Origin of the sequence: Escherichia sp. MOD1-EC6300 (assembly GCF_002965045.1) — a bacterium.
In the GTDB taxonomy this organism is placed as follows: Bacteria; Pseudomonadota; Gammaproteobacteria; order Enterobacterales; family Enterobacteriaceae; genus Escherichia; species Escherichia coli_F.
Window position 1 is genome coordinate 17038 of sequence record NZ_PTRH01000001.1, and the last position, 21794, is coordinate 38831.

Consider the following 21794-nt stretch of genomic DNA (forward strand, 5'->3'; position numbering starts at 1 on the left):
CCTATGTCTATATAACCATCAGTCCGTGACTGGTGCGCATCATAAAGTAAGCAGATGAATTGCGCAATTTTTATACAGCACTCATGACTGATTAAAGCGAAACAGCGGTAACAGGAAACGTTGCGACTGTTCAACGATGGCTTCCATTGTCTCTGGTGTTAATTGCCGCCAGAGCCGTTGATACCAGATATCATCACCTTCTCCACGCACCATCATGTTGCCTTCGTAAGCCTGAAGGAATTTCGTACGGGCTTTCTGCAACGTGGAATCGTCATCCAGCATGGCATCGTTTTGCGCGTCATAACAGGTTTTTAGCCACGCGCCGCCACTTTCAGGTAACACCAGCAGCGGCGTGGACATCCCTTCACGATACCCCTCAATCAGTTCTGAGAGGTAATGTAAAGCCTGTTCGGCTGCAAGCGGCGGAAAACGCCACTCGCCGTCTTTGCGTAGAAAAAGGCGACTTTCACCATTACCACCGCTGGCACAGTAGACAAGGTGTTCCAGCCAAAGTTGCATTCCCTGCGCCACACTTAATAAAGAGGGACGCCAGCGTAACAGGCCATCCGGCTGCACCTGCGGCAACCAACCCGTTATTTGCACACCGTTGCAGGCGAGATCAATTTCCATACTTTGCCCCGGTTGGCGACAGGCAATGACTCTGTCGGCAAGCTGCTGCATCTCCTGGCACTGTGTTTCCCAGAAAATTTCACCAAAAGCGCCATACGGTAAATCCCCTGCCGCCCGGAAGCGACGGAACAAGCGTTCGGCATCATCCTGCTCAACCAGTGCATTCAATAACTGCTGATTGATTTGATAACGGCTAAGCCCTTCCAGAATAAAAGGTTCGGTGTCGGGAATTTCGCTATCTTCGGTACGGAAGTTCACCTGCAAGCGCATCTGGAAAAACGCCCGCACCGGATGCGCCCAGAATCGTTGTAGCGTCTCCAGCGGCACGGTTTCCGGCAAGGTAAACAGCAGCGGCTGAACAAATTCAGAATGTGCCTTACCAGCCTGGCTTGCCGCAGGTAACCACTCACGTGCATAGCTTTGTCGTTCACCTGGCTGATAGTTTTGTGGATCAAACGGCATTCGGGTATGGAGGCAAGTAAGATGCGCTTTTACCCTTGCCTCGCTTTCATCACAGTTGAGCGCTTCATCGCCCGGTAGATAATGGCTTTGCCCGATGTAGTCGATCAGTTCCTGCACCAGTACCGACGGGAAACGTTCACTGTTATCCTGAATGGAACGCCCGATATAGCTGATATAGAGTTTTTGCTGCGCGGAAATTAACGCTTCCAGGAACAGATAGCGGTCATCATCGCGACGGCTACGGTCGCCACGCTTCGGTTTCTGACTCATCAGGTCAAAGCCCAATGGCGCAAGCTGGCGTGGGTAAACGCCGTCGTTCATTCCCAGCAGGCAAACCACTTTGAATGGGATGGAACGCATTGGCATCAGAGTACAAATGTTAACCGGTCCGGCGAGAAAACGCTGGCTGATACGTTCCTGATCCAGACGTTGTGCCAGTTCATCACGCAATAGTGACAACGGCACCGCGTCGCCATACTGCGCACCTAAACCTTCGGCGATAATCGCCTGCCATTGTTGTTCGATCAGCGTCATCGCCGCTTCGGTTTCCGCATCCGGCAGGAAGAAGGCGTTGAGCATATCGCGACAAACCGGCAACCACTCTTCCAGCGGACGCTCCTGCGCCAGCCCACGACGCCAGATATTCAGTTGCATTAGCAGCGACGCCAGGTGCCCCACCAGTTCTGCAATTAAGCCACTCGATTCATCATAAGGCAGAACCGATTGCCACTCGCCCTGCGCGCTCTCCATCGCGTAGCCCAGCAACATGCGCGTCAGGCCAAACCGCCAGGTGTGTTGACCGGTGGCGGGGAGTTCCAGCTCGCGGACGTTGTCGTCATCTATCCCCCAACGAATACCGGATTCGTTGACCCACTGGCGTAAATAACGCAGCCCTTCTTCGGTAATATCAAACCGCGCCGCCAGTACCGGCACATCCAGTAGCGCCAGCACATCCTCTGACACAAAGCGACTGTCAGGCAGTGATAACAGGCTGATAAACGCTTCCAATACCGGATGTGACTGCCGCGCCCGACGATCGGAAATGGCATATGGCAGGTAACGATCCGCAGGTGCGCTACCAAACACTGCCTGAATAAACGGACTGTAGCTGTCGATATCAGCCACCATCACGATGATGTCGCGCGGAGTCAGTGTCGGGTCTTCCTCCAGCATTGCCAGCAGGCGATCGTGTAAAACTTCAACTTCGCGCTGCGGGCTATGGCAAACGTGGAAGGTGATACTGTTATCCAGTGGATCAAGCAGGCGTTTGTTATCGCTACGGGAAAACTCTTCGATATTCACACCCGCAACAGCGCAGTTTTCAAGTTCCAGAATGTCAGACTGAATGTTATGCAGCAGGTTATCTGGCGTCACATCGACAAAAGCGTCCAGCTCCTGGCTGCTCTCCAGATCAGAAAGGAGATAAATGTAGTCGCGCCCAAGCTTGCCCCATGAGGCCAGCAGCGGGTTGCCGACATCCTGTTCACCATCGCTGTTAAAGAGCTGCCCGGCATTTTCGCTGTCGCGAAATAGCGGTAATTCGCGATCTTCAAAACTGTGTCGGCGCTGGCGAGTCAGCAGTTTCGCCAGATAAGCAGGATCTTTAATGTCGCCCCAGTAATAACGGCAGGGGTTGGTAAACAGGAGATGGATTTCAATATGTTTACCCAGCGCCTGTAGCGCCTGGAGATAAACAGGCGGTAACGCGGAAATACCGCATATAAAGACGCGCGAAGGTAGCCCCGGCGGGCAGGTCGTCGCGGACTCCAGCGTTTCGATAAAGCGCTGATAGAGATTGGCGCGGTGCCAGCGCGGTTGCCCGAGTTGATGGGTATATTCCACCAACGCCTTCCACAACGGCGCTTGCCAGGCCTGTGCTTCTCCCAGCCCTTCAACCAAATGTCCTATTTCCCACTGTGCCAGCCAGTCCGGACGATAGACCAGATACTGGTCAAACAGGTCCGCCGCTTTTGAAGAAAGCTGGAACAGTTTTCGCTTGTCGCTATCGTCAGTCAGATAATGCCGCAACAGGGTAAAGTCTTCGCGCTCCAACAGTTGCGGCAGCAGAGTCATCAGTTTCCAGCTCATGCTCTGTTTGTTAAAGGCGCTCTCTTTGGGTATCTCCGGTAACACCCGGACGAACATATCCCAGATAAAGCTCGCTGGCAGCGGAAAATCAATGTTTGCCGCAATACCAAACTTTTGCGACAGGGTCATTTGCAGCCACTGCGCCATACCGGTACTTTGCACCAGAATCATCTCTGGTTCGAAAGGATCGTCCAGCCGTTCGCGTTCGACAATAAACTCCATCAACGCTTCCAGCACGTCCAGACGATTGGAATGGTAGACCCTTAACATAGCGGCTCCTGACTACTGACGATTCGGGCAATGCAGGCGGGTCATCTCGCCTTCTCTGCCCCCGGGTGAAACTAGCGTAACGCTGATGCTGACACATCCCGCCTGCGATGTCTGCATTCGGTTGACCTGCCAGTTGGCAGGTGGCGAAATCGCGCGCAGTTGCGTTTGCTGCCAGCCATGCCGCCAGAGCTGTTGGTACTGGTTTCTGCTGGCAAGACTGTTCATTAATGTTCGCTGGAAACCCGATAACGCAGTGACAATTATCACCATCAACACCATCGCCAACATTACCTCTGGCAGGCTAAAGCCTTGTTGATTCTTCAGGGAAGCTGACATAACGCCCTCTCTTTCAGCGGACAAAAATCGCTCCAGCCGCGTGGCGAAAAAACAATGTTTCCATCGATGACTTCGCCTGTTCGCCACAACGAAACGCCTTCATAACCGGCAATCAATAAGGCTTCATTATCAGCCAATAAACGCAGACAAACCCGGGCACCGGTGGCTGCGTACAGTAAGCACTGAACTGCGGGCTGCGTCTGCCAGGCGTGCATTTTTCCCCACTCCAGCGTCGACTGAACGATGGCCTGGCGGCGCAATGACTGACTTTCCATGCTCACGCGAGAGGCAAAACTGCGATCCTGCTGACTCATTCCTTGCAATAGCAAGCTACCCAAAACCAGCAGCATAAGGACCAGAGCCAGTGACGAAACACCCTTTTCGCGGTTCACAGGTTGAATCCTGTCACGCTATAGCTGGCATCCACCACGGTTTGCGGTTCAGACTTACTGGCAGCATGCATATTAACCGTCAACACCGGCGAGAAACCGCTGACATCCTGTCGGGTAACCTGAAAAGTGTCGATAATGATGGCATCCGGATTAGTGACTTTATCCCAGCCCTTACCTTCACAGGATGTCGCACCGCGTAGCGTTTCCAGCACATGCTCCTTCACACGAAATGCAATCTGGTCGGACTCTTTTACCGGTTCGCGATCCCAGATACCGTTACTGTTCGCATCCCACTGCACAATGATACAGTCCCCCTGTCCGACAATTTCCAGCCCTTCGCCGGTACAGCTGCCATGACAATAACCCGCCCTCTGGAGATGCTTCGCGACGGTAAATACCCGCAGCCAGATTTCATCTTCCAGCGCCAGCTTACGGGTGCTCGTTAAACTTTCATGCTGTAACGCGGGCAGAAAGCGTGCAGCCCCCAGCAACAATACGCTACTGATCGCCATAGCAATCAACACTTCCAGCAAAGAAAAACCTTGCTCTTTTACAGGCATCCTTCTGTTTCTCCTTGCTGACAAAGCCGGAGTCTTCCCCACGGCGAAACCACCAGCCACCACTCGCCCGTTGAGTTTTTAAAGCGAATATGCCCGGCCCATGCGGTATTGCGCAGGCCAAAGAAAGCAAGCGAAGGTGTCAGGTCGCTCATTTCGACTTCGGGCCAGCGTGGCACAAAGACCAATGGTGAACTGCCATGACAGGTATTGGCCCCAGCCGCGGAACTCACAAGGCACCATAACGCCCCCTCCCTGATAACGCTGATACTGTGGTCGCGGTTATGCCAGTTGGCATCTTCACGTAAATAGAGCAAATAGTCCCGCGCCTGGCTGGCGGTTTGCCATAGCCGTTGCGACTGCTGCCAGTATTGCCAGCCATAGAGTCCACTTGCGCTTAGCATGACCAGAATCAGCATCGCGACCAGCGTTTCAATCAGCGTATAACCACGTTGTGTTTTCATGCCGGCAGTATGGAGCGAGGAGAAAAAAAGACGAGGGCCAGTTTCTATTTCTTCGGCGCATCTTCCGGACTATTTACGCCGTTGCAGGAGGTTGCAAAATTTCGGGAAGGCGTCGCGAAGAATTTAACGGAGGGTAAAAAAAACCGACGCACACTGGCGTCGGCTCTGGCAGGATGTTTCGTAATTAGATAGCCACCGGCGCTTTAATGCCCGGATGCGGATCGTAGCCTTCAATCTCAAAGTCTTCGAAACGGTAGTCGAAGATGGATTCAGGTTTACGTTTGATAATCAGCTTCGGCAGCGGGCGCGGTTCGCGGCTTAATTGCAGATGAGTTTGATCCATATGGTTGCTGTACAGATGCGTGTCGCCACCGGTCCAGACAAAATCACCCACTTCCAGATCGCACTGCTGCGCCATCATATGTACCAGTAACGCATAGCTGGCAATGTTAAATGGCAGGCCGAGGAAGACGTCACAGGAGCGCTGATAAAGCTGGCAAGAGAGTTTGCCGTCTGCCACATAGAACTGGAAGAATGCATGGCACGGTGCCAGCGCCATTTTATCCAGTTCACCAACGTTCCACGCTGAAACAATAATGCGGCGGGAATCCGGGTCGTTTTTCAGCTGGTTCAGTACCGTAGTGATCTGGTCAATATGACGACCATCTGGCGTTGGCCAGGCACGCCACTGTTTACCATACACCGGACCGAGGTCGCCATTTTCATCGGCCCATTCGTCCCAGATGGTGACATTGTTTTCGTGTAGATAAGCAATGTTTGTGTCGCCCTGCAAGAACCACAGCAGTTCGTGGATGATGGAACGCAGGTGGCAACGTTTGGTTGTCACCAGCGGGAATCCATCCTGCAGGTTAAAACGCATCTGATGACCAAAAATGGAAAGCGTTCCGGTTCCGGTACGGTCGTTTTTCTGTGTGCCTTCGTCGAGCACTTTTTGCATCAGTTCTAAATACTGTTTCATGGTTCCTCAGGAAACGTGTTGCTGTGGGCTGCGACGATATGCCCAGACCATCATGATCACACCCGCGACAATCATCGGGATGGAAAGAATTTGTCCCATGCTGATGTACTGCACCCAGGCACCAGTAAACTGCGCGTCGGGCTGGCGGAAAAACTCAACAATGATGCGAAACGCGCCGTAGCCAATCAGGAACAAACCTGAGACAGCTCCCATTGGGCGCGGTTTACGAATATACAGGTTGAGGATAATAAACAGCACCACACCTTCCAGCAGCAGCTCGTAAAGCTGTGATGGGTGGCGCGGCAGCACACCGTAAGTGTCGAAAATGGATTGCCACTGCGGGTTGGTTTGCAGCAGCAAAATATCTTCTGTACGGGAGCCGGGGAACAGCATGGCAAACGGGAAGTTCGGGTCAACGCGGCCCCACAATTCACCGTTAATAAAGTTGCCCAGACGCCCGGCACCAAGACCAAACGGAATGAGTGGTGCGATAAAATCAGAAACCTGGAAGAAGGAACGTTTAGTACGGCGGGCGAAGATAATCATCACCACGATAACGCCAATCAGGCCGCCGTGGAAGGACATGCCGCCGTCCCAGACACGGAAAAGATACAGCGGATCGGCCATAAACTGCGGGAAGTTGTAGAACAGAACATAACCAATACGTCCACCGAGGAAGACGCCGAGGAAGCCCGCATAGAGTAAGTTTTCAACTTCATTTTTGGTCCAGCCGCTGCCCGGACGATTCGCCCGACGTGTTGCCAGCCACATTGCAAAAATGAAACCCACCAGATACATCAGGCCGTACCAGTGAAGCGCTACGGGTCCTATTGAGAAAATGACCGGATCAAACTCCGGAAAATGCAGATAGCTACTGGTCATCTGTCACCACAAGTTCTTGTTATTTCGCTGAAAGAGAACAGCGATTGAAATGCGCGCCGCAGGTTTCAGGCGCTCCAAAGGTGCGAATAATAGCACAAGGGGACCTGGCTGGTTGCCGGATACCGTTAAAAGATATGTATATGATCCGCGCTATAACCCTCCGCGAATCAACCCGCCCATGCCGCGACGCTCCATAAAGGCTGCAACCTGATGGCGAACTTCGGTCGCCAGTTGCGCTTCCAGACTACGCTGCGCAAGGTTTTCTGCTTCGGCATAATCAATGCGCCGCAGCAGGTATTTTACGCGCGCTACAGAACGTCCGTTCATAGACAGATGGCGATACCCAAGCCCAATGAGGATTGCCACGCACATGGGATCGCCCGCCATTTCACCGCACAAACGGAGATCGATACCATGTATTTCCGCTTCCCGAGCGATCATCGCCAGAGCTCGTAACATTGCAGGATGAAGACTGTCATAAATGTTCGCCACCCGGGTATTGTTGCGATCAACGGCCAGGATGTATTGAGTCAGATCGTTGGTGCCAACAGAGATAAAATCGACCCGCTTTGCCAGATGCGGCAGCATAAATACCATTGACGGCACTTCAAGCATGATGCCGATACGTGGTTTGGGAATTTCGTAACCGATCATCTCCTCGACTTCACGTCCGGCACGTTCAATCAGGCGGCGTGCTTCGTCAACTTCATCGAGGCTGGTGACCATCGGCAACAGAATATTCAGGTTGCCCGTAGCGGCATTAGCACGCAGCATCGCCCGCACCTGAATCAAGAAGATCTCCGGCTGATCGAGCGTAATGCGAATCCCACGCCAACCCAGGCATGGATTCTCTTCGCTGATCGGCATGTAAGGCAGCTGCTTATCTGCTCCGACATCCAGCGTACGCAAGGTGACGGGTTTATCATTGAACATTTGCAGCATCCCCTGATACTGCGCCACCTGTTCTTCTTCCGACGGAAAACCACTTTGCAACATGAATGGGATTTCAGTGCGATAAAGTCCTATGCCATCAATACGGCTGCCCAGTTTTTGTTCATGTTCCGGGCTTAAACCGGCATTGAGCATGACTTTAATGCGCTCGCCGCTTTTTAACTGGGCGGGTAAATTGACGTCATCTTCCGCCAGACGGCTAAGCTCAATCTCTTCACTAATTAGCCGCTGATATTCTTGCAGCAGTACCGGCTCCGGATCGACCAGCAATTCACCGCGATAACCATCGACGATCAACGTCCGACGATGCAGCACCGAAGGCTGAATATCCGCGCCCATTACGGTAGGGATCCCCAGCGCACGTACCATGATCGCAGCATGGGAGTTGGCTGCGCCATCTCGCACGACAACACCGACTAAGCGATCCTGGGGCAGCTCAGCAAGCGTTGTCGCTGACAGTTCATCTGCCACCAGAATGAAACGTTCCGGCCAGGCGTTCGGCCCTTGATTAGCGTCATCAAGATGAAACAGCAATCGCTGACCCAGCGCACGTAAATCGCCAGCCCGCTCTTTGAGATAGTTATCGCTTAGCGCGGCAAACTGTTCGGCAAATTTTTCAATGACCGTTTTTACCGCCCACTCTGCCACCGAGCCTTTATCAACCTCGGCAAACAATTCGCGACGCAGCCGGGTGTCCGAAAGCAGGTGCGAGTAAAGATCGAAAATAGCCGCCGTTTCTTTTTGTGCACCGGCGGCAAAGCGTTTGCTGTAGCGGCGAAACTCGTTTGCCGCTTCTTCCAGCGCCCCGGTCAGTCGTTCGCGTTCCAGAGCCGGATCCAGCGTTGATGCCTGATACACCTGTTCCATTAAAGGTAACGTGGCATCCTGCCAGCCTTCGGCAATCGCCACACCAGGCGCTGCCGGTAATGCACGGATTCGCGTCTGGCGATATTGCCCAAACAAGGCAGTCAACTGCGACTGAGAAAGAATCGCTGCCATCTGGGTGGCAAGCGTCACCAGGAAGGATTCTTCACTTTCGTCATACTGGCGCAACTCTCGTTGCTGTACCACCAGTACACCAAGCAACTGGCGACGTTGAATAATTGGTACGCCTAAAAACGCGCGGAAACGTTCTTCTTTTACGGAGGGGATGTATTTGAAGCTGGGGTGCTTTTGCGCATCTGCAAGGTTTATCGGTTCCGCCAGCCTGCCAACCAGGCCGACGATCCCTTCATCAAACGCAAGCGTTACAGTGCGACCGCGTGGTTTTTTCAGCCCCCGGGTCGCCATCAGGTAGTAACAACGTCGGTCATGATCGGCCAGGTAGACCGAACAGACCTCGGTATCCATCGCAAGACAGATGTCGGTAACCAGAATATTTAACGCCTCATTCAGGCGTGGTGCGCTGGCTACCTTTTCGACTATTTCGCGCAGGCGAGTGAGCATAATTGGCGTGACTTAACCTCTTTTACGTCGATAAGCAGATGCGTTTTGTGGTTTTGGCGTATTATCCTGCAGCGCCATCACAACACTCGCGAACTCTTTCATTACCCTACGGTAGACATCACGTTTAAATGACACCACCTGTCTGACCGGATACCAGTAACTTACCCATCTCCAGCCATCAAACTCTGGTGTACTGCTGGTTTGCATATTGATTTCTGCATCGCCGCTCACCAGCTGCAAGAGAAACCATTTTTGTTTTTGGCCGATACAAACCGGCTTCGTGTCCCAACGCACCAAACGTTTCGGTAATTTGTAGCGCAACCAGTTACGCGTTGAAGCAAGGATTCGAACGTCTTTGCGGCTTAATCCTACTTCTTCAAACAATTCACGGTACATCGCCTGTTCTGCGGATTCTCCTGGGTTAATTCCGCCTTGCGGAAATTGCCAGGAGTGCTGACCAAATCGCCGGGCCCACATTACCTGCCCCTGGCGATTACAAATCACGATACCTACGTTTGGGCGGTAGCCATCGTCATCAATCACCGGACTACCTCAAAATAAAGCTTTATATACGAATGATTGTTTCATACTCCATGAAGACGGTAAACCACTCTCTGCAGGGCATTACACACTAATAACAATTGAATAACTCACAGTTATGTGCAGAGTTATAAACAGAGGAAGGGGTGGATAGCCGTTTTTATTCACCTTTTCTGTGGATAGAGTTGTGAAGAACTACGGAATTACTACGGGAAAACCCGGAGCATTCTGAATAAGCCTGATATCGACACTTTAAAATAATCATTACTAGTCAATGCATTACATGTAATTTAAGTAATAAAAAGGAGTAATTCGTGACCCAGGTCACACCTCTCATTTACAGGTTGGCGAAAGATCAACCAACGCCGTATTTATCCACAGAATGTGCCACTAAGTTAAGCACTGAACCACTAAAAACTGGAGTTTCGTCGCACGTCAAGGCTGTAAATGGAAACAGTAGTGGAGGTTTTTCACAGTTATCCCAGCTTTCTGTGGATAACATGGTGTAAGATCCTGTTTATTTTCAGTGACCAGATTTGGAAAACCCGTTGCAGTGTTGCGCAACTCGATTACCGACAATCTAAAAAGCAATATAAATCATAGAATTGAATAACGCATGTGGAAAAAGTTACACTGCGAATATTCGGCAAAGAACAGCTGTTTGTTTTTTAACCAAGGTATCATGACATGTCCCAACCTCGCCCACTGCTTTCTCCTCCCGAAACAGAAGCACAGTTGTTAGCGCAAGCACAGCAACTTTCCGGTTATACACTGGGTGAACTGGCGGCACTTGCCGGGCTGGTGACGCCGGAGAATTTAAAACGCGATAAGGGCTGGATCGGCGTGTTGCTGGAGATCTGGCTAGGTGCCAGTGCAGGGAGTAAACCAGAACAAGATTTTGCTGCTCTGGGTGTGGAACTTAAAACTATTCCTGTGGATAGTCTTGGGCGTCCGCTGGAAACAACATTCGTTTGTGTTGCCCCATTAACGGGCAATAGTGGAGTGACCTGGGAAACCAGCCACGTGCGCCACAAGCTCAAACGCGTGCTGTGGATACCGGTTGAAGGCGAACGTAGCATCCCGCTGGCGCAGCGTCGCGTAGGATCACCATTGCTATGGAGCCCGAATGAAGAGGAAGACCGGCAACTGCGCGAAGACTGGGAAGAATTAATGGATATGATTGTTCTCGGTCAGGTTGAGCGGATCACCGCTCGTCACGGGGAGTATTTACAGATACGCCCGAAAGCAGCGAATGCGAAAGCGCTTACCGAAGCCATTGGTGCCCGGGGCGAACGGATTTTGACGCTGCCGCGTGGCTTTTATTTGAAGAAGAATTTCACCAGTGCGCTGCTGGCCCGTCATTTTCTGATCCAGTAGCCATCGCTTTGACCTGCCGCTTTCCGGGCATATAATTACCGCTTCATTTTTTTGGCAGGGCTTTTTAGATGTTATTTGCATGGATATCCGATCCTAACGCCTGGCTTGCGCTCGGTACGCTGACGCTGCTGGAGATCGTTCTTGGGATCGACAATATTATTTTTCTTTCTCTGGTGGTGGCAAAGCTCCCCACAGCACAACGTGCTCATGCGCGGCGTCTGGGGTTGGCGGGAGCCATGGTTATGCGTCTGGCGCTGCTGGCATCAATCGCCTGGGTTACGCGCCTGACAAATCCGCTTTTTACAATATTCAGCCAGGAAATTTCCGCCCGTGATTTGATTCTGCTTCTGGGTGGCTTGTTCCTTATCTGGAAAGCCAGCAAGGAAATCCACGAATCCATCGAAGGTGAAGAAGAAGGGCTGAAAACACGCGTTTCATCATTCCTCGGCGCTATCGTGCAAATTATGCTGCTGGATATTATCTTCAGCCTCGACTCGGTGATTACCGCTGTGGGTCTGTCAGATCACCTGTTTATTATGATGGCAGCCGTGGTGATTGCCGTAGGCGTGATGATGTTTGCCGCGCGCTCCATTGGTGATTTTGTCGAACGCCATCCTTCGGTAAAAATGCTGGCGCTCTCTTTCCTGATTCTGGTGGGCTTTACCCTGATTCTGGAAAGTTTCGACATCCACGTACCGAAAGGTTACATCTACTTCGCGATGTTCTTCTCTATTGCGGTTGAAAGCCTCAACCTGATTCGCAACAAAAAAAATCCACTTTGATATCCGTACGCTCTCCTGCAGGAGAGCGTACTCACTCCTGTTAGCCTCACAATTTAAGATTTTCCTGCTTTCAAGATATATAACGTCCATTTATAAACAGACTATTATCATAGGTGGGCCAAATGAGGATAACCGGATGAAAAAATGGGCAGTAATAATTTCTGCAGTCGGACTGGCGTTTGCTGTTTCCGGGTGTTCCAGTGATTACGTCATGGCGACCAAAGATGGCCGTATGATTTTGACCGATGGAAAACCTGAAATTGATGATGATACCGGGCTGGTGAGTTATCACGATCAGCAAGGTAACGCGATGCAAATTAACCGTGATGATGTTTCGCAAATTATTGAACGTTAAAAAATAAGGTCAGCATCCGGCTGGCCTTAAGATTTTTCGCTTTCCCTTTTCCCTTCCCTCTGCCATTTTTATATTCCTTATGTCGTGATTATAAAAAGGAAACGGCTATGCAATATCACCGTATACCCCACAGTTCGCTGGAAGTCAGCACGCTGGGGCTTGGCACGATGACGTTTGGTGAACAGAACAGCGAAGCCGACGCCCACGCACAACTCGACTATGCCGTCGCTCAGGGCATTAACCTTATCGACGTTGCCGAAATGTACCCAGTGCCGCCGCGCCCCGAAACGCAAGGGTTAACCGAAACCTACGTCGGTAACTGGCTGGCGAAACATGGCAGCCGCGAAAAGTTAATTATCGCCTCCAAAGTGAGCGGACCGTCGCGCAATAATGACAAGGGCATCCGCCCGGATCAGGCGCTGGATCGGAAGAATATCCGCGAAGCGCTGCATGACAGCCTCAAGCGCCTGCAGACTGATTACCTCGATCTTTATCAGGTGCACTGGCCGCAGCGCCCGACCAACTGCTTCGGCAAACTCGGTTATAGCTGGACAGATTCTGCCCCTGCGGTTTCGTTACTGGATACGCTGGACGCACTGGCAGAGTACCAACGCGCGGGAAAAATTCGTTATATCGGCGTGTCGAACGAAACTGCATTTGGCGTAATGCGCTACCTGCATCTGGCGGACAAACACGATCTGCCGCGTATTGTCACCATTCAGAACCCTTACAGTCTGTTAAACCGCAGTTTTGAAGTAGGTCTGGCAGAAGTCAGCCAGTATGAAGGGGTCGAGCTGCTGGCCTATTCGTGCCTGGGTTTCGGCACGCTGACCGGGAAATATCTCAACGGTGCAAAACCCGCTGGCGCACGTAATACGCTCTTTAGTCGGTTCACCCGCTATAGCGGTGAGCAAACGCAAAAAGCCGTCGCGGCGTATGTTGATATTGCCAGACGTCATGGTCTGGATCCTGCTCAGATGGCGCTCGCGTTTGTACGCCGTCAACCGTTTGTTGCCAGCACTCTGCTGGGCGCAACCACGATGGAGCAGCTGAAAACTAACGTCGAAAGTTTGCATCTGGAGTTAAGCGAAGACGTATTAGCTGAAATTGAAGCGGTACATCAGGTTTATACTTATCCGGCACCGTGATCCTTTCGCCTGGTGTTTTGCACCAGGCGTCTCTTTTCCCCACTTTTCAGAATATATTCACTACTTTTCGCCACATCTTTCCTGACAAAGAGCAATAGACTCCTTTGGCCAACGCCAGCGCGCGTTTCAATGTCTGTGCCCATTGTTAAGGATAACCATGTTGATTTTCAAACCTATTCCCCTCGCCATGTTGCTTACCGGGTGTCTGTCCTCCGCTTGGGGGGCGCAGTTAACTCAACCGCTAACACTCAAAGACGTCACTGTTTATCTGCATGGTGCCAGCCTACAAGGTGAAGAGACACTCAACTTACCGGCAGGTGAAAGCGAAATTATTTTCACTAATATCGCCAATTCGGTAACCGACGACAGCATCGCCATTTCTATCGATAACGGAGTGACTGTGCTTTCCTCACGTATCGCGCTAATGGAAACACAGCCGAATGCGCTGCCGTCAGATATTCAGCAACAGTTAAAAGCAGCAAAGGTGGAACAGGCAAAACTGACCGCCGAGAAAAACAATATCGCGGCTCAAATTAAGGTATTAGAGGCAAATAGCACATTAACCAATAAAAGTGCCGCCGAAGTTGGCAAGTATCTGCAAATGGTGAAAGAGAAAAATGGTGAGTTATTACGAGCCGACAATGAGTTGACGCAGAAACTTGCTGATAAGCAGCTTGAAATTGAAAAGCTGGAGCAACGCGAGAGCATGAGTAACGGCGATTCGGTGGCAGCCAATGATCCGCAGGTTATTGTCGCTAAGGTCTATGCCCCAAAAGCCGTCACAGCGAAAGCGGTGGTACGTTATATGACCCCTGATGCTACCTGGACGCCGATCTATGATATTCACGCCACTGCCATAAACCAGCCGCTGCGTCTGGTTTACAAGGCTAATATTCGCCAGTATACGGGGTTGCCCTGGAAAGGCGTTAATCTCGTGCTCTCGACCAGTGAACCTGATACTCATCTTACGTTGCCACACCTGGAAACCCTGTATGTGGATGTTCCGGAGTATGGTGGTGTAAGCGGCTCGCTTTCAGCATCACCCGTGATGGAACAGCGTTCGGAATATTCGTCTAACCAGGATGCCTCAGAATTGCAGAAAACCCTGGTGGCAGAGATGCAAAAAACAAGGGAGCGACAAGCCGGGCGCAAGTATGCCGAACAGGCAGTGCCAGCTTCGGCTCGACCAGAAAGTTTCACTGCGCAAAATGTCCGCTATGCGCTTTCGCTGCCGTGGCAAATCGACAGCGATAATACCGCGCGCACGGTGGTCATTAAGGAAGAGTCGGTCAGCGGTAAATATCGCTTCTTTGCTATTCCGAAGATCAGTAATGACGCGTATCTCCAGGTGCAAATTAAAGAGTGGGAACAGTTAAATTTAATCCCCGGCGAAAGTCAGATCTTCTTTGGTAACAACCGTACCGGCGTGGGCTATTTGCAGCCGCCAGAAGATGGTAAGTCGCTGGATATTCAGCTTAACCGCGATCCTAAGCTGATTATTCAGCGTAAAGCCGTACTCAAAAAAGAGAATGCGTTATCTATCTTTAACGACAGCGCGGTACGCAACTTCAGTTACACCCTCAATGTAAAGAACAGCTACGGCGAAGCGGTGGATATCACTCTACTCGACCAGATCCCAGTCAGTGCTAACAGTGATATTACGGTGGAAAAAATGCAATATGGCCAGGCACAGTTTGATGCGAAGACGGGTGAACTGTCCTGGACGCTGAAACTGTCAGGCAAAGAGAACGTGAGTCTGCCATTCTCATACAGCGTGAAGTATCCGAAAGGTATGCACCCTTCGGGAATGTGATCTTCACCAGATGGCTGAATATGCCATCTGGTGAAAGCTTAATGACGGCGCTGCCAGATCCACAGCGCCGTTATTGCCAGCGCAAATAGCGCACCGAAGCCAATGCCAATGGGCACGACCGGGATGCCTACCATTACCGCCAGCGAGTAAATGCCCAGCATCAACAACATGGCGCTGTTTTCGCCAAGGTTTTGTACTGCAATCGCATTCCCCGCCCCGACGCTTTTTTTACCCCGTTCCTGTAGCAACGCATTGAGCGGAACGACAAAAAAGCCCCCCAGCACGCCAATCAGCATCAACAAGGCATAGGCTGGCAGCAGCTCGTGTTGCAGGGAGAAAATCAGTACCACCACGCCAATCAAAATCCCGGCTGGCATACAGCGTGACACGGTTTCCAGCGTAACTAACTTCGCTGCCGCACCTGCGCCAACCACGATACCAATCGCTACCATCGCGTTGAGATAGGTCGGCGTAGCGTTATCGGTAATACCCAGCGCCACCGGTACCCACAGCACCAACAGGAAACGCAGCGTGACACCCGCTCCCCAGAATAAACTGGTGCCCACCAGCGAAAAACGCGTTTCACCATTGCGCCATAGCGAGGTGCAGGCATTCAGGAAACTGCGGGTCATGCTGATGAGATTCCAGGACTGCCCCGGACGCGCCGCCGCCAGTTTGGGAATGTAGATATTGGCAACGACCGCGCCACCGTAGGCCAGTGCGCATGCGGCCAGGGCGACCAGGACATGCCAGTCAGCCAGTACACCACCGGCTACGGAACCGAGCAAAATCGCCGCTATGGTAGACGCTTCCATTAAACCGTTAGCTTTCACTAACTTACTACCCGTGGTTAATTCGCCGAGAATACCGTATTTCGCCGGTGAATAGGCTGCAGCACCAACACCCACCAGCGTATAGCCGAGAAACGGATTGATACCAAAGCAGATACTGGCTGCGCCCAGCAGCTTCAGGCCATTGGCAAACATCATCACCCGGCCTTTGGCGAAGCTATCCGCCACCTGTCCGACAAACGGCGCAAAAAGAATGTAAGCACCTACAAACACCATTTGCAGGATGGGCTGGCTCCACTCCGGATAGAACTGCGCTTTCAGTAACGCCAGAGTGGCAAATAGCAGCGCATTATCGCCAAACGCAGAGAGAAACTGCGCCACGATAACCGCTTTCATCCCCTTCGACCACAACGAAGTGTTAGTGTGCACTGACTCACTCATCGTGTTGTTCCGCTTCGTCTACCCAGCTTTTCAACGTGACAAAGTCAGGTTTGCCACTGCCAAGTAATGGCATCTGTTTCAGATAGCGAATATCGCGCGGTACAGCAAGCTCCGGCACGCCGTGCTCGCGGGCATACTGTTGCAACTTATCGCGCGTCAGTTCGTTATCTGTGGTGAAAAGCACCAGTGCCTCGCCTTTGCTGGCATCGCTCTTAATCGCAGTGGCATGGACTTTATCTGGCGAAACACCAAGTGCCAGTTGTTCCACCATTTCCAGCGACACCATTTCGCCTGCAATTTTGGCAAAGCGTTTTGCGCGGCCCTGAATCTGCACAAAACCCTGCTCGTCAAAACGCACAATATCGCCAGTGTCATACCAGCCGCGCTCCATTTCGCCGCGAACATTCTCAGCGGTAGGCACCTCGAGTACGCCAGGCTTCTCCACCCGCAGATAGCCGTTCATTATGTTCGGTCCTTTCAGTTGCAGGCGTCCGCCGTCTTCGATACCAGGAACCGCCAACAGGCGCGCATCCATTCCTGGTAGAATACGCCCTACCGTACCAGGTTTCGCCGCCATCGGTACGTTGATGGAAACGACTGGCGCGCACTCGGTCACACCGTAACCTTCAAGGATGCGCAGGCCAAATTTATCCTGCCAAAGCTGTTTGGTACTTTCTTGCAATTTCTCTGCGCCTGCCACCACATAGCGTAGACGATAGAAGTCATATGGGTTGGCGAAACGCGCGTAATGACCGAGGAAAGTCGAGGTGCCGAACAACACGGTGCAACTGCGGTCATACACCAGCTCCGGCACAATGCGGTAATGCAGCGGGCTTGGATAAAGGAACACTTCTGCACCTGTGAGCAGTGGCGTAAACAGGCCTACCGTCAGCCCAAAGGAGTGAAACAGCGGTAACGCCGACATAAAGCGATCGTTGGTAGTGAAGTCGGCAATCGTTTTAATCTGCTCGACGTTCGCCAGAATGCTTTTATGGCTATGGACCACGCCTTTTGGATGGCCTTCAGAGCCGGAGGTAAAGAGGATAAGCGCCTCTTCTTCTGGCTGTTGTTTTACCTGGGCCAGACGCGGCATCAACAGATGGGCAAAGATCCATATTTTGTCAGCAGTGGTGACATCTGCTTTTAAATCTTCCAGATAGACCCAGCGCACCTGAGTAAGTTGCTCTGGCAGATGCCAGAGTTTGCCTTTATCGAGAAACTGACGGGAAGTGAAGATGGTTTTGATTTCAGCCGCCGTAATAGCACTGGTCAACCCTTTTACCCCGGCGGTGTAGTTCATCATTGCGGGAATGCGGCGACGGGCGATGGCCCCAAAAATCACTGCCGCACTGATGCCTGCATTGGGCAGCATTAAGCCGATGCGTTCGCCTTCAACACTGTATTTTTCAAGGATGCGTCCAACAAACAGCGTTTTCGTAAGCAATTTGCGATAGGAGTCCGGGGTAAAGTTAACGTCTTCGACACATTTCTTCCCGGCTCCGAAGCGGTACATTGCGCTCAGTAAAGATTCGTACAGCGTTTCACGCGGGCGCACCGCCATACGCGCTTCCATCATTATTTGATGCAGCATTTCGCCAGCGATTTTGCGACGGTCACGGGCACGCGGCGCATCCGGCATCTCCACCTGCGTTGGTGGCAAAATATGCAGAGTAATTTGCGGAAACAAGCGACGTTTAACCAGACCTTTCAGGCGGCTGAAGTGCGTAAGTTCCGCCCCTTCAATACGCACAGGAATAACCGTTGCACCAGACTTCGCCGCGACAAAACCCGCGCCATCGTAGATTTTCATCAGCGAGCCAGTGGTGGTGATGCGTCCTTCAGGGAAAATCACCACCGGACGGCCCTGTTCCACCAGACGTACCAGATGTTTAATCGCCATAGGTTGCGTCGGGTCGAGAGGAACAAAGTCGATAAATGATTTCAGCCAACGCATATACCACTGTTGGCTTATTGAGGTGTAAACGGCAAATACCGGACGTACGGGTAAAAACAGTCCAAGCAAAATGCCATCAATAAAAGAGACGTGATTAGGCGTAATTAGAACGCGCTCGCCCTTCAGTGCCTGGGTGTCACCCGTAACGCGAACGCGATACAAAACACGGCACAAATTTCGAAAAAAGCTAAAAAGCATTCCAACTCCCTTTGCTCTGATTCAGTAAAAGCGAATGGAGGGAGATTACACGAGATAAAGAACGCGAGCGACAGTAAATTAGGTGCGAAAAAAAACCTGCGCATCCGCGCAGGTTGGTGCAAGAGACAGGGTACGAAGAGCGTACCGAATAATCTCACCAATCAATACCTCTGGGATCTTGATTGTGGTCTGCACGACGACTCTTCGCCAGCGATAAAACGCAAAGGAATGAAGGGAAATGCAACGAGGTGTGTAAATTGTCGGTTACTGTTACAGATTGATGACCGGCAAAAAAAAACCTGCGCATCTGCGCAGGCTGGTGTAATTCATGTGCTCAACCCGAAGTTGACTTCACCTATCAATACCTCTGGGACCACCACTTTAGCAACCTGAAGCCAAACGCAACCAGCGGTCAATCGCAACAGCGTTTCGCAAAGTGTAACCAAAGGTTTGCAATCTCTTTTTTTGTCTTATTTATTTGCGTTTGGCTCACATTCCCACGATGAAAACACGTCGCCACTTGAACCAACAGGTATTTTCCGTAACACTGACAGAATGTAAGCGTTTACCCACTAAGGTATTTTCATGGCGACCATAAAGGATGTAGCCCGACTGGCAGGCGTTTCAGTCGCCACCGTTTCCCGCGTCATTAATAATTCACCCAAAGCCAGCGAAGCCTCCCGGCTGGCTGTGCATAGTGCAATGGAGTCTCTTAGTTATCACCCGAACGCCAACGCCCGTGCGCTGGCGCAACAGACCACTGAAACGGTCGGTCTGGTCGTTGGTGATGTTTCCGATCCGTTTTTCGGTGCAATGGTGAAAGCGGTCGAGCAGGTGGCTTATCACACTGGTAATTTTTTATTGATTGGCAACGGTTACCACAACGAACAAAAAGAGCGTCAGGCCATTGAGCAACTGATCCGCCACCGCTGTGCTGCGCTGGTTGTCCATGCCAAAATGATCCCGGATGCCGATTTAGCCTCATTAATGAAACAAATGCCCGGTATGGTGCTGATCAACCGTATCCTGCCTGGCTTTGAAAACCGTTGTATTGCTCTGGACGATCGTTACGGTGCCTGGCTGGCAACGCGTCATTTAATTCAGCAAGGTCATACCCGCATTGGTTATCTGTGCTCTAACCACTCTATTTCTGACGCCGAAGATCGTCTGCAAGGGTATTACGATGCCCTTGCTGAAAGTGGTATTCCGGCCAATGACCGGCTAGTGACATTTGGCGAACCAGACGAAAGCGGCGGCGAACAGGCAATGACCGAGCTTTTGGGACGCGGAAGGAATTTCACTGCGGTAGCCTGTTATAACGATTCAATGGCGGCGGGTGCGATGGGCGTTCTCAATGATAATGGTATTGAAGTACCGGGTGAGATTTCGTTAATTGGCTTTGATGATGTGCTGGTGTCACGCTATGTGCGCCCGCGTCTGACCACCGTGCGTTACCCAATCGTGACGATGGCGACCCAGGCTGCCGAACTGGCTTTGGCGCTGGCTGATAATCGCCCTCTCCCGGAAATCACTAATGTCTTTAGTCCGACGCTGGTACGTCGCCATTCAGTGTCAACTCCGTCGCTGGAGGCAAGTCATCATGCAACCAGCGACTAACCGCAGTTAAAGCAATTCCAGCGCCAGTAATTCTTCAATGGTCTGGCGTCGGCGAATCAACCGCGCCTGACCATTATCAAACAGAACTTCTGGTAACAGCGGACGGCTATTGTAGTTGGATGACATTGATGCGCCATATGCCCCTGTATCATGCAGTACCAGATAATCACCTGCCTTCACTTCCGGCAAGGCGCGGGTTTCGACATTTCCCCCTTCCTGCTGGGTAAAGACATCGCCCGATTCACATAACGGTCCGGCGACGACGGTTTCCACCGTTGGTGCGTGTTCCAGAGAACGACCATCAGATGCCAGGGCACTGATATGGTGGTAACTACCGTACATTGCCGGGCGCATCAGATCGTTGAACCCGGCATCAACCAGCACAAAGTGGCGGCTACCCATTTGTTTGACGCTCCGCACTTGAGTAATTAATACGCCAGCCTGCGCTACCAGAAAGCGACCCGGTTCAATTTCCAGTTTCACAGGATGGCCCAAATGGCGGGCGATTTGCTCACGCGCGGCATTCCACAGACCATAATAATGTTCGGTATCAACCGCCTCTTCACCCTGTTGATAAGGAATAGAAAGCCCACCGCCCGCAGAAATAGCCTGTAAATCCTGACCGAATTCGAGGACCTGACGCACCATAGCACCACATACCTGTTCCAGATGGGCATAATCAACGCCAGAACCAATGTGCATGTGAATGCCGACCAGCTGCAAATGATGACGTTGTATCACGTCCAGTGCGGCGGGCAGATCGGTGTACCAGATACCGTGCTTGCTGTTTTCGCCACCGGTATTGGTTTTTTGGCTATGCCCGTGACCAAACCCCGGATTAACACGCAGCCATACCCGATGCCCTGGCGAAACCTGACCCAGTTGGTCGAGCATATCAACAGAACCCGCATTCACCGGAATTTGCAATTCACTGACGCGTTCAAGCGTCGCCTGATCGATAACATCTGCCGTAAAAACAATATCATCGGGGTGCGTTTGCGGATTGTAACCCGCCACCAGTGCACGCTCTATTTCGCCTAACGAGACGGAATCCACTTTTACGCCCTGCTCACGCATTAAGCGCAAAATATGAATATTGGAACAGGCTTTCTGTGCAAAGCGCACCACATCAAACTGTTTCAGCGCTGCAATCTGCCGACGAATAATTTGCGCATCGTAGACCCACACCGGGCAGCCAAATTCTGCGGGCAAACGCAGCAGATTTTCGGCGGTGAGGTCGGTATCGGTGCTGAACAGTGAATGTGGCATAACAAACTCCAGATAAGTGCTTTTTTATGATTACGCCACATCATAAAAAGAA

Annotated in this window: 19 protein-coding genes; 6 read left to right on the plus strand and 13 right to left on the minus strand. The window is 51.7% G+C overall.

Going from position 1 to position 21794, the window contains the following annotated elements; all coding sequences use genetic code 11:
* Nucleotides 1–81: 81 nt before the first annotated feature.
* The 10 genes from recC to ygdT all read right to left on the minus strand — a co-directional run bounded on the left by recC (nt 82) and on the right by ygdT (nt 10499).
* On the minus strand, nt 82–3450 hold the full coding sequence (gene recC / locus BGE37_RS00065; RefSeq protein WP_105287650.1) for an exodeoxyribonuclease V subunit gamma: 3369 nt from the start codon (nt 3448–3450) through the stop codon (nt 82–84).
* A gap of 12 nt (nt 3451–3462) precedes the next feature.
* Complete coding sequence (locus tag BGE37_RS00070) at nt 3463–3786, minus strand: prepilin-type N-terminal cleavage/methylation domain-containing protein (RefSeq protein WP_105287651.1); 324 nt, start codon at nt 3784–3786, stop codon at nt 3463–3465.
* Entirely contained in the window at nt 3771–4178 is a 408-nt protein-coding gene (locus BGE37_RS00075) for a DUF2509 family protein (protein WP_001078401.1), read from the minus strand. The genes BGE37_RS00070 and BGE37_RS00075 overlap by 16 nt, the downstream gene beginning before the upstream one ends.
* Nucleotides 4175–4738, minus strand: coding sequence for a prepilin peptidase-dependent protein (locus tag BGE37_RS00080; RefSeq protein WP_105287652.1), 564 nt, complete (start codon nt 4736–4738; stop codon nt 4175–4177). The genes BGE37_RS00075 and BGE37_RS00080 overlap by 4 nt, the downstream gene beginning before the upstream one ends.
* Entirely contained in the window at nt 4729–5199 is a 471-nt protein-coding gene (locus BGE37_RS00085) for a prepilin peptidase-dependent protein (RefSeq protein ID WP_000857045.1), read from the minus strand. Before BGE37_RS00085 ends, BGE37_RS00080 begins: the two co-directional genes overlap by 10 nt.
* 184 nt (nt 5200–5383) lie before the next feature.
* Nucleotides 5384–6178 (minus strand): thymidylate synthase, encoded by a 795-nt coding sequence (thyA, locus tag BGE37_RS00090; RefSeq protein ID WP_000816232.1) that lies wholly within the window; start codon nt 6176–6178, stop codon nt 5384–5386.
* A gap of 6 nt (nt 6179–6184) precedes the next feature.
* Nucleotides 6185–7060: a prolipoprotein diacylglyceryl transferase gene (gene lgt, locus BGE37_RS00095; protein ID WP_000204658.1), complete on the minus strand. Its 876-nt coding sequence runs from the start codon at nt 7058–7060 to the stop codon at nt 6185–6187.
* 150 nt (nt 7061–7210) lie between these two features.
* Entirely contained in the window at nt 7211–9457 is a 2247-nt protein-coding gene (ptsP, locus tag BGE37_RS00100) for a phosphoenolpyruvate--protein phosphotransferase (RefSeq protein WP_000957918.1), read from the minus strand.
* Nucleotides 9458–9469: 12 nt separating this feature from the next.
* A complete protein-coding gene (gene rppH, locus BGE37_RS00105; protein WP_000564486.1) occupies nt 9470–10000 on the minus strand; it encodes an RNA pyrophosphohydrolase in 531 nt (176 codons plus the stop codon).
* Nucleotides 10001–10352: 352 nt separating this feature from the next.
* Nucleotides 10353–10499, minus strand: a complete 147-nt coding sequence (ygdT, locus tag BGE37_RS25780) for a protein YgdT (RefSeq protein WP_269218580.1) — start codon at nt 10497–10499, stop codon at nt 10353–10355.
* A 185-nt stretch (nt 10500–10684) separates the two neighbouring features.
* Between ygdT and mutH the strand changes: the two genes are divergently transcribed.
* The 5 genes from mutH (at nt 10685) to BGE37_RS00130 (ending at nt 15472) form a co-directional block, all read left to right on the plus strand.
* A complete protein-coding gene (gene mutH / locus BGE37_RS00110) occupies nt 10685–11374 on the plus strand; it encodes a DNA mismatch repair endonuclease MutH (RefSeq protein ID WP_000082180.1) in 690 nt (229 codons plus the stop codon).
* Between the two features lie 68 nt (nt 11375–11442).
* Entirely contained in the window at nt 11443–12156 is a 714-nt protein-coding gene (locus BGE37_RS00115; protein WP_105287653.1) for a TerC family protein, read from the plus strand.
* Nucleotides 12157–12292: 136 nt separating this feature from the next.
* Nucleotides 12293–12511: a lipoprotein YgdR gene (ygdR, locus tag BGE37_RS00120; RefSeq protein ID WP_000758655.1), complete on the plus strand. Its 219-nt coding sequence runs from the start codon at nt 12293–12295 to the stop codon at nt 12509–12511.
* 107 nt (nt 12512–12618) lie between these two features.
* On the plus strand, nt 12619–13659 hold the full coding sequence (locus tag BGE37_RS00125; protein ID WP_001199299.1) for an NADP(H)-dependent aldo-keto reductase: 1041 nt from the start codon (nt 12619–12621) through the stop codon (nt 13657–13659).
* A 157-nt stretch (nt 13660–13816) separates the two neighbouring features.
* Nucleotides 13817–15472 carry a DUF4139 domain-containing protein gene (locus tag BGE37_RS00130; RefSeq protein ID WP_105276686.1) on the plus strand — a complete coding sequence of 552 codons (1656 nt, stop codon included), beginning with the start codon at nt 13817–13819 and terminating at the stop codon, nt 15470–15472.
* Between the two features lie 38 nt (nt 15473–15510).
* Here BGE37_RS00130 and lplT read toward each other — a convergent pair whose 3' ends face one another.
* Both lplT and aas read right to left on the minus strand, forming a co-directional pair.
* Complete coding sequence (gene lplT / locus BGE37_RS00135) at nt 15511–16704, minus strand: lysophospholipid transporter LplT (RefSeq protein WP_000004624.1); 1194 nt, start codon at nt 16702–16704, stop codon at nt 15511–15513.
* Complete coding sequence (gene aas / locus BGE37_RS00140; protein WP_105287654.1) at nt 16697–18856, minus strand: bifunctional acyl-ACP--phospholipid O-acyltransferase/long-chain-fatty-acid--ACP ligase; 2160 nt, start codon at nt 18854–18856, stop codon at nt 16697–16699. The genes lplT and aas overlap by 8 nt, the downstream gene beginning before the upstream one ends.
* Before the next feature lie 585 nt (nt 18857–19441).
* On the opposite strand from aas, the gene galR reads away from it, so the two are divergent.
* Nucleotides 19442–20473 (plus strand): HTH-type transcriptional regulator GalR, encoded by a 1032-nt coding sequence (galR, locus tag BGE37_RS00145; RefSeq protein WP_088542174.1) that lies wholly within the window; start codon nt 19442–19444, stop codon nt 20471–20473.
* A gap of 6 nt (nt 20474–20479) precedes the next feature.
* Here the strand turns inward: galR and lysA are convergent, their stop codons facing one another.
* Nucleotides 20480–21742 (minus strand): diaminopimelate decarboxylase, encoded by a 1263-nt coding sequence (gene lysA / locus BGE37_RS00150; protein ID WP_001120734.1) that lies wholly within the window; start codon nt 21740–21742, stop codon nt 20480–20482.
* Nucleotides 21743–21794: the final 52 nt, after the last annotated feature.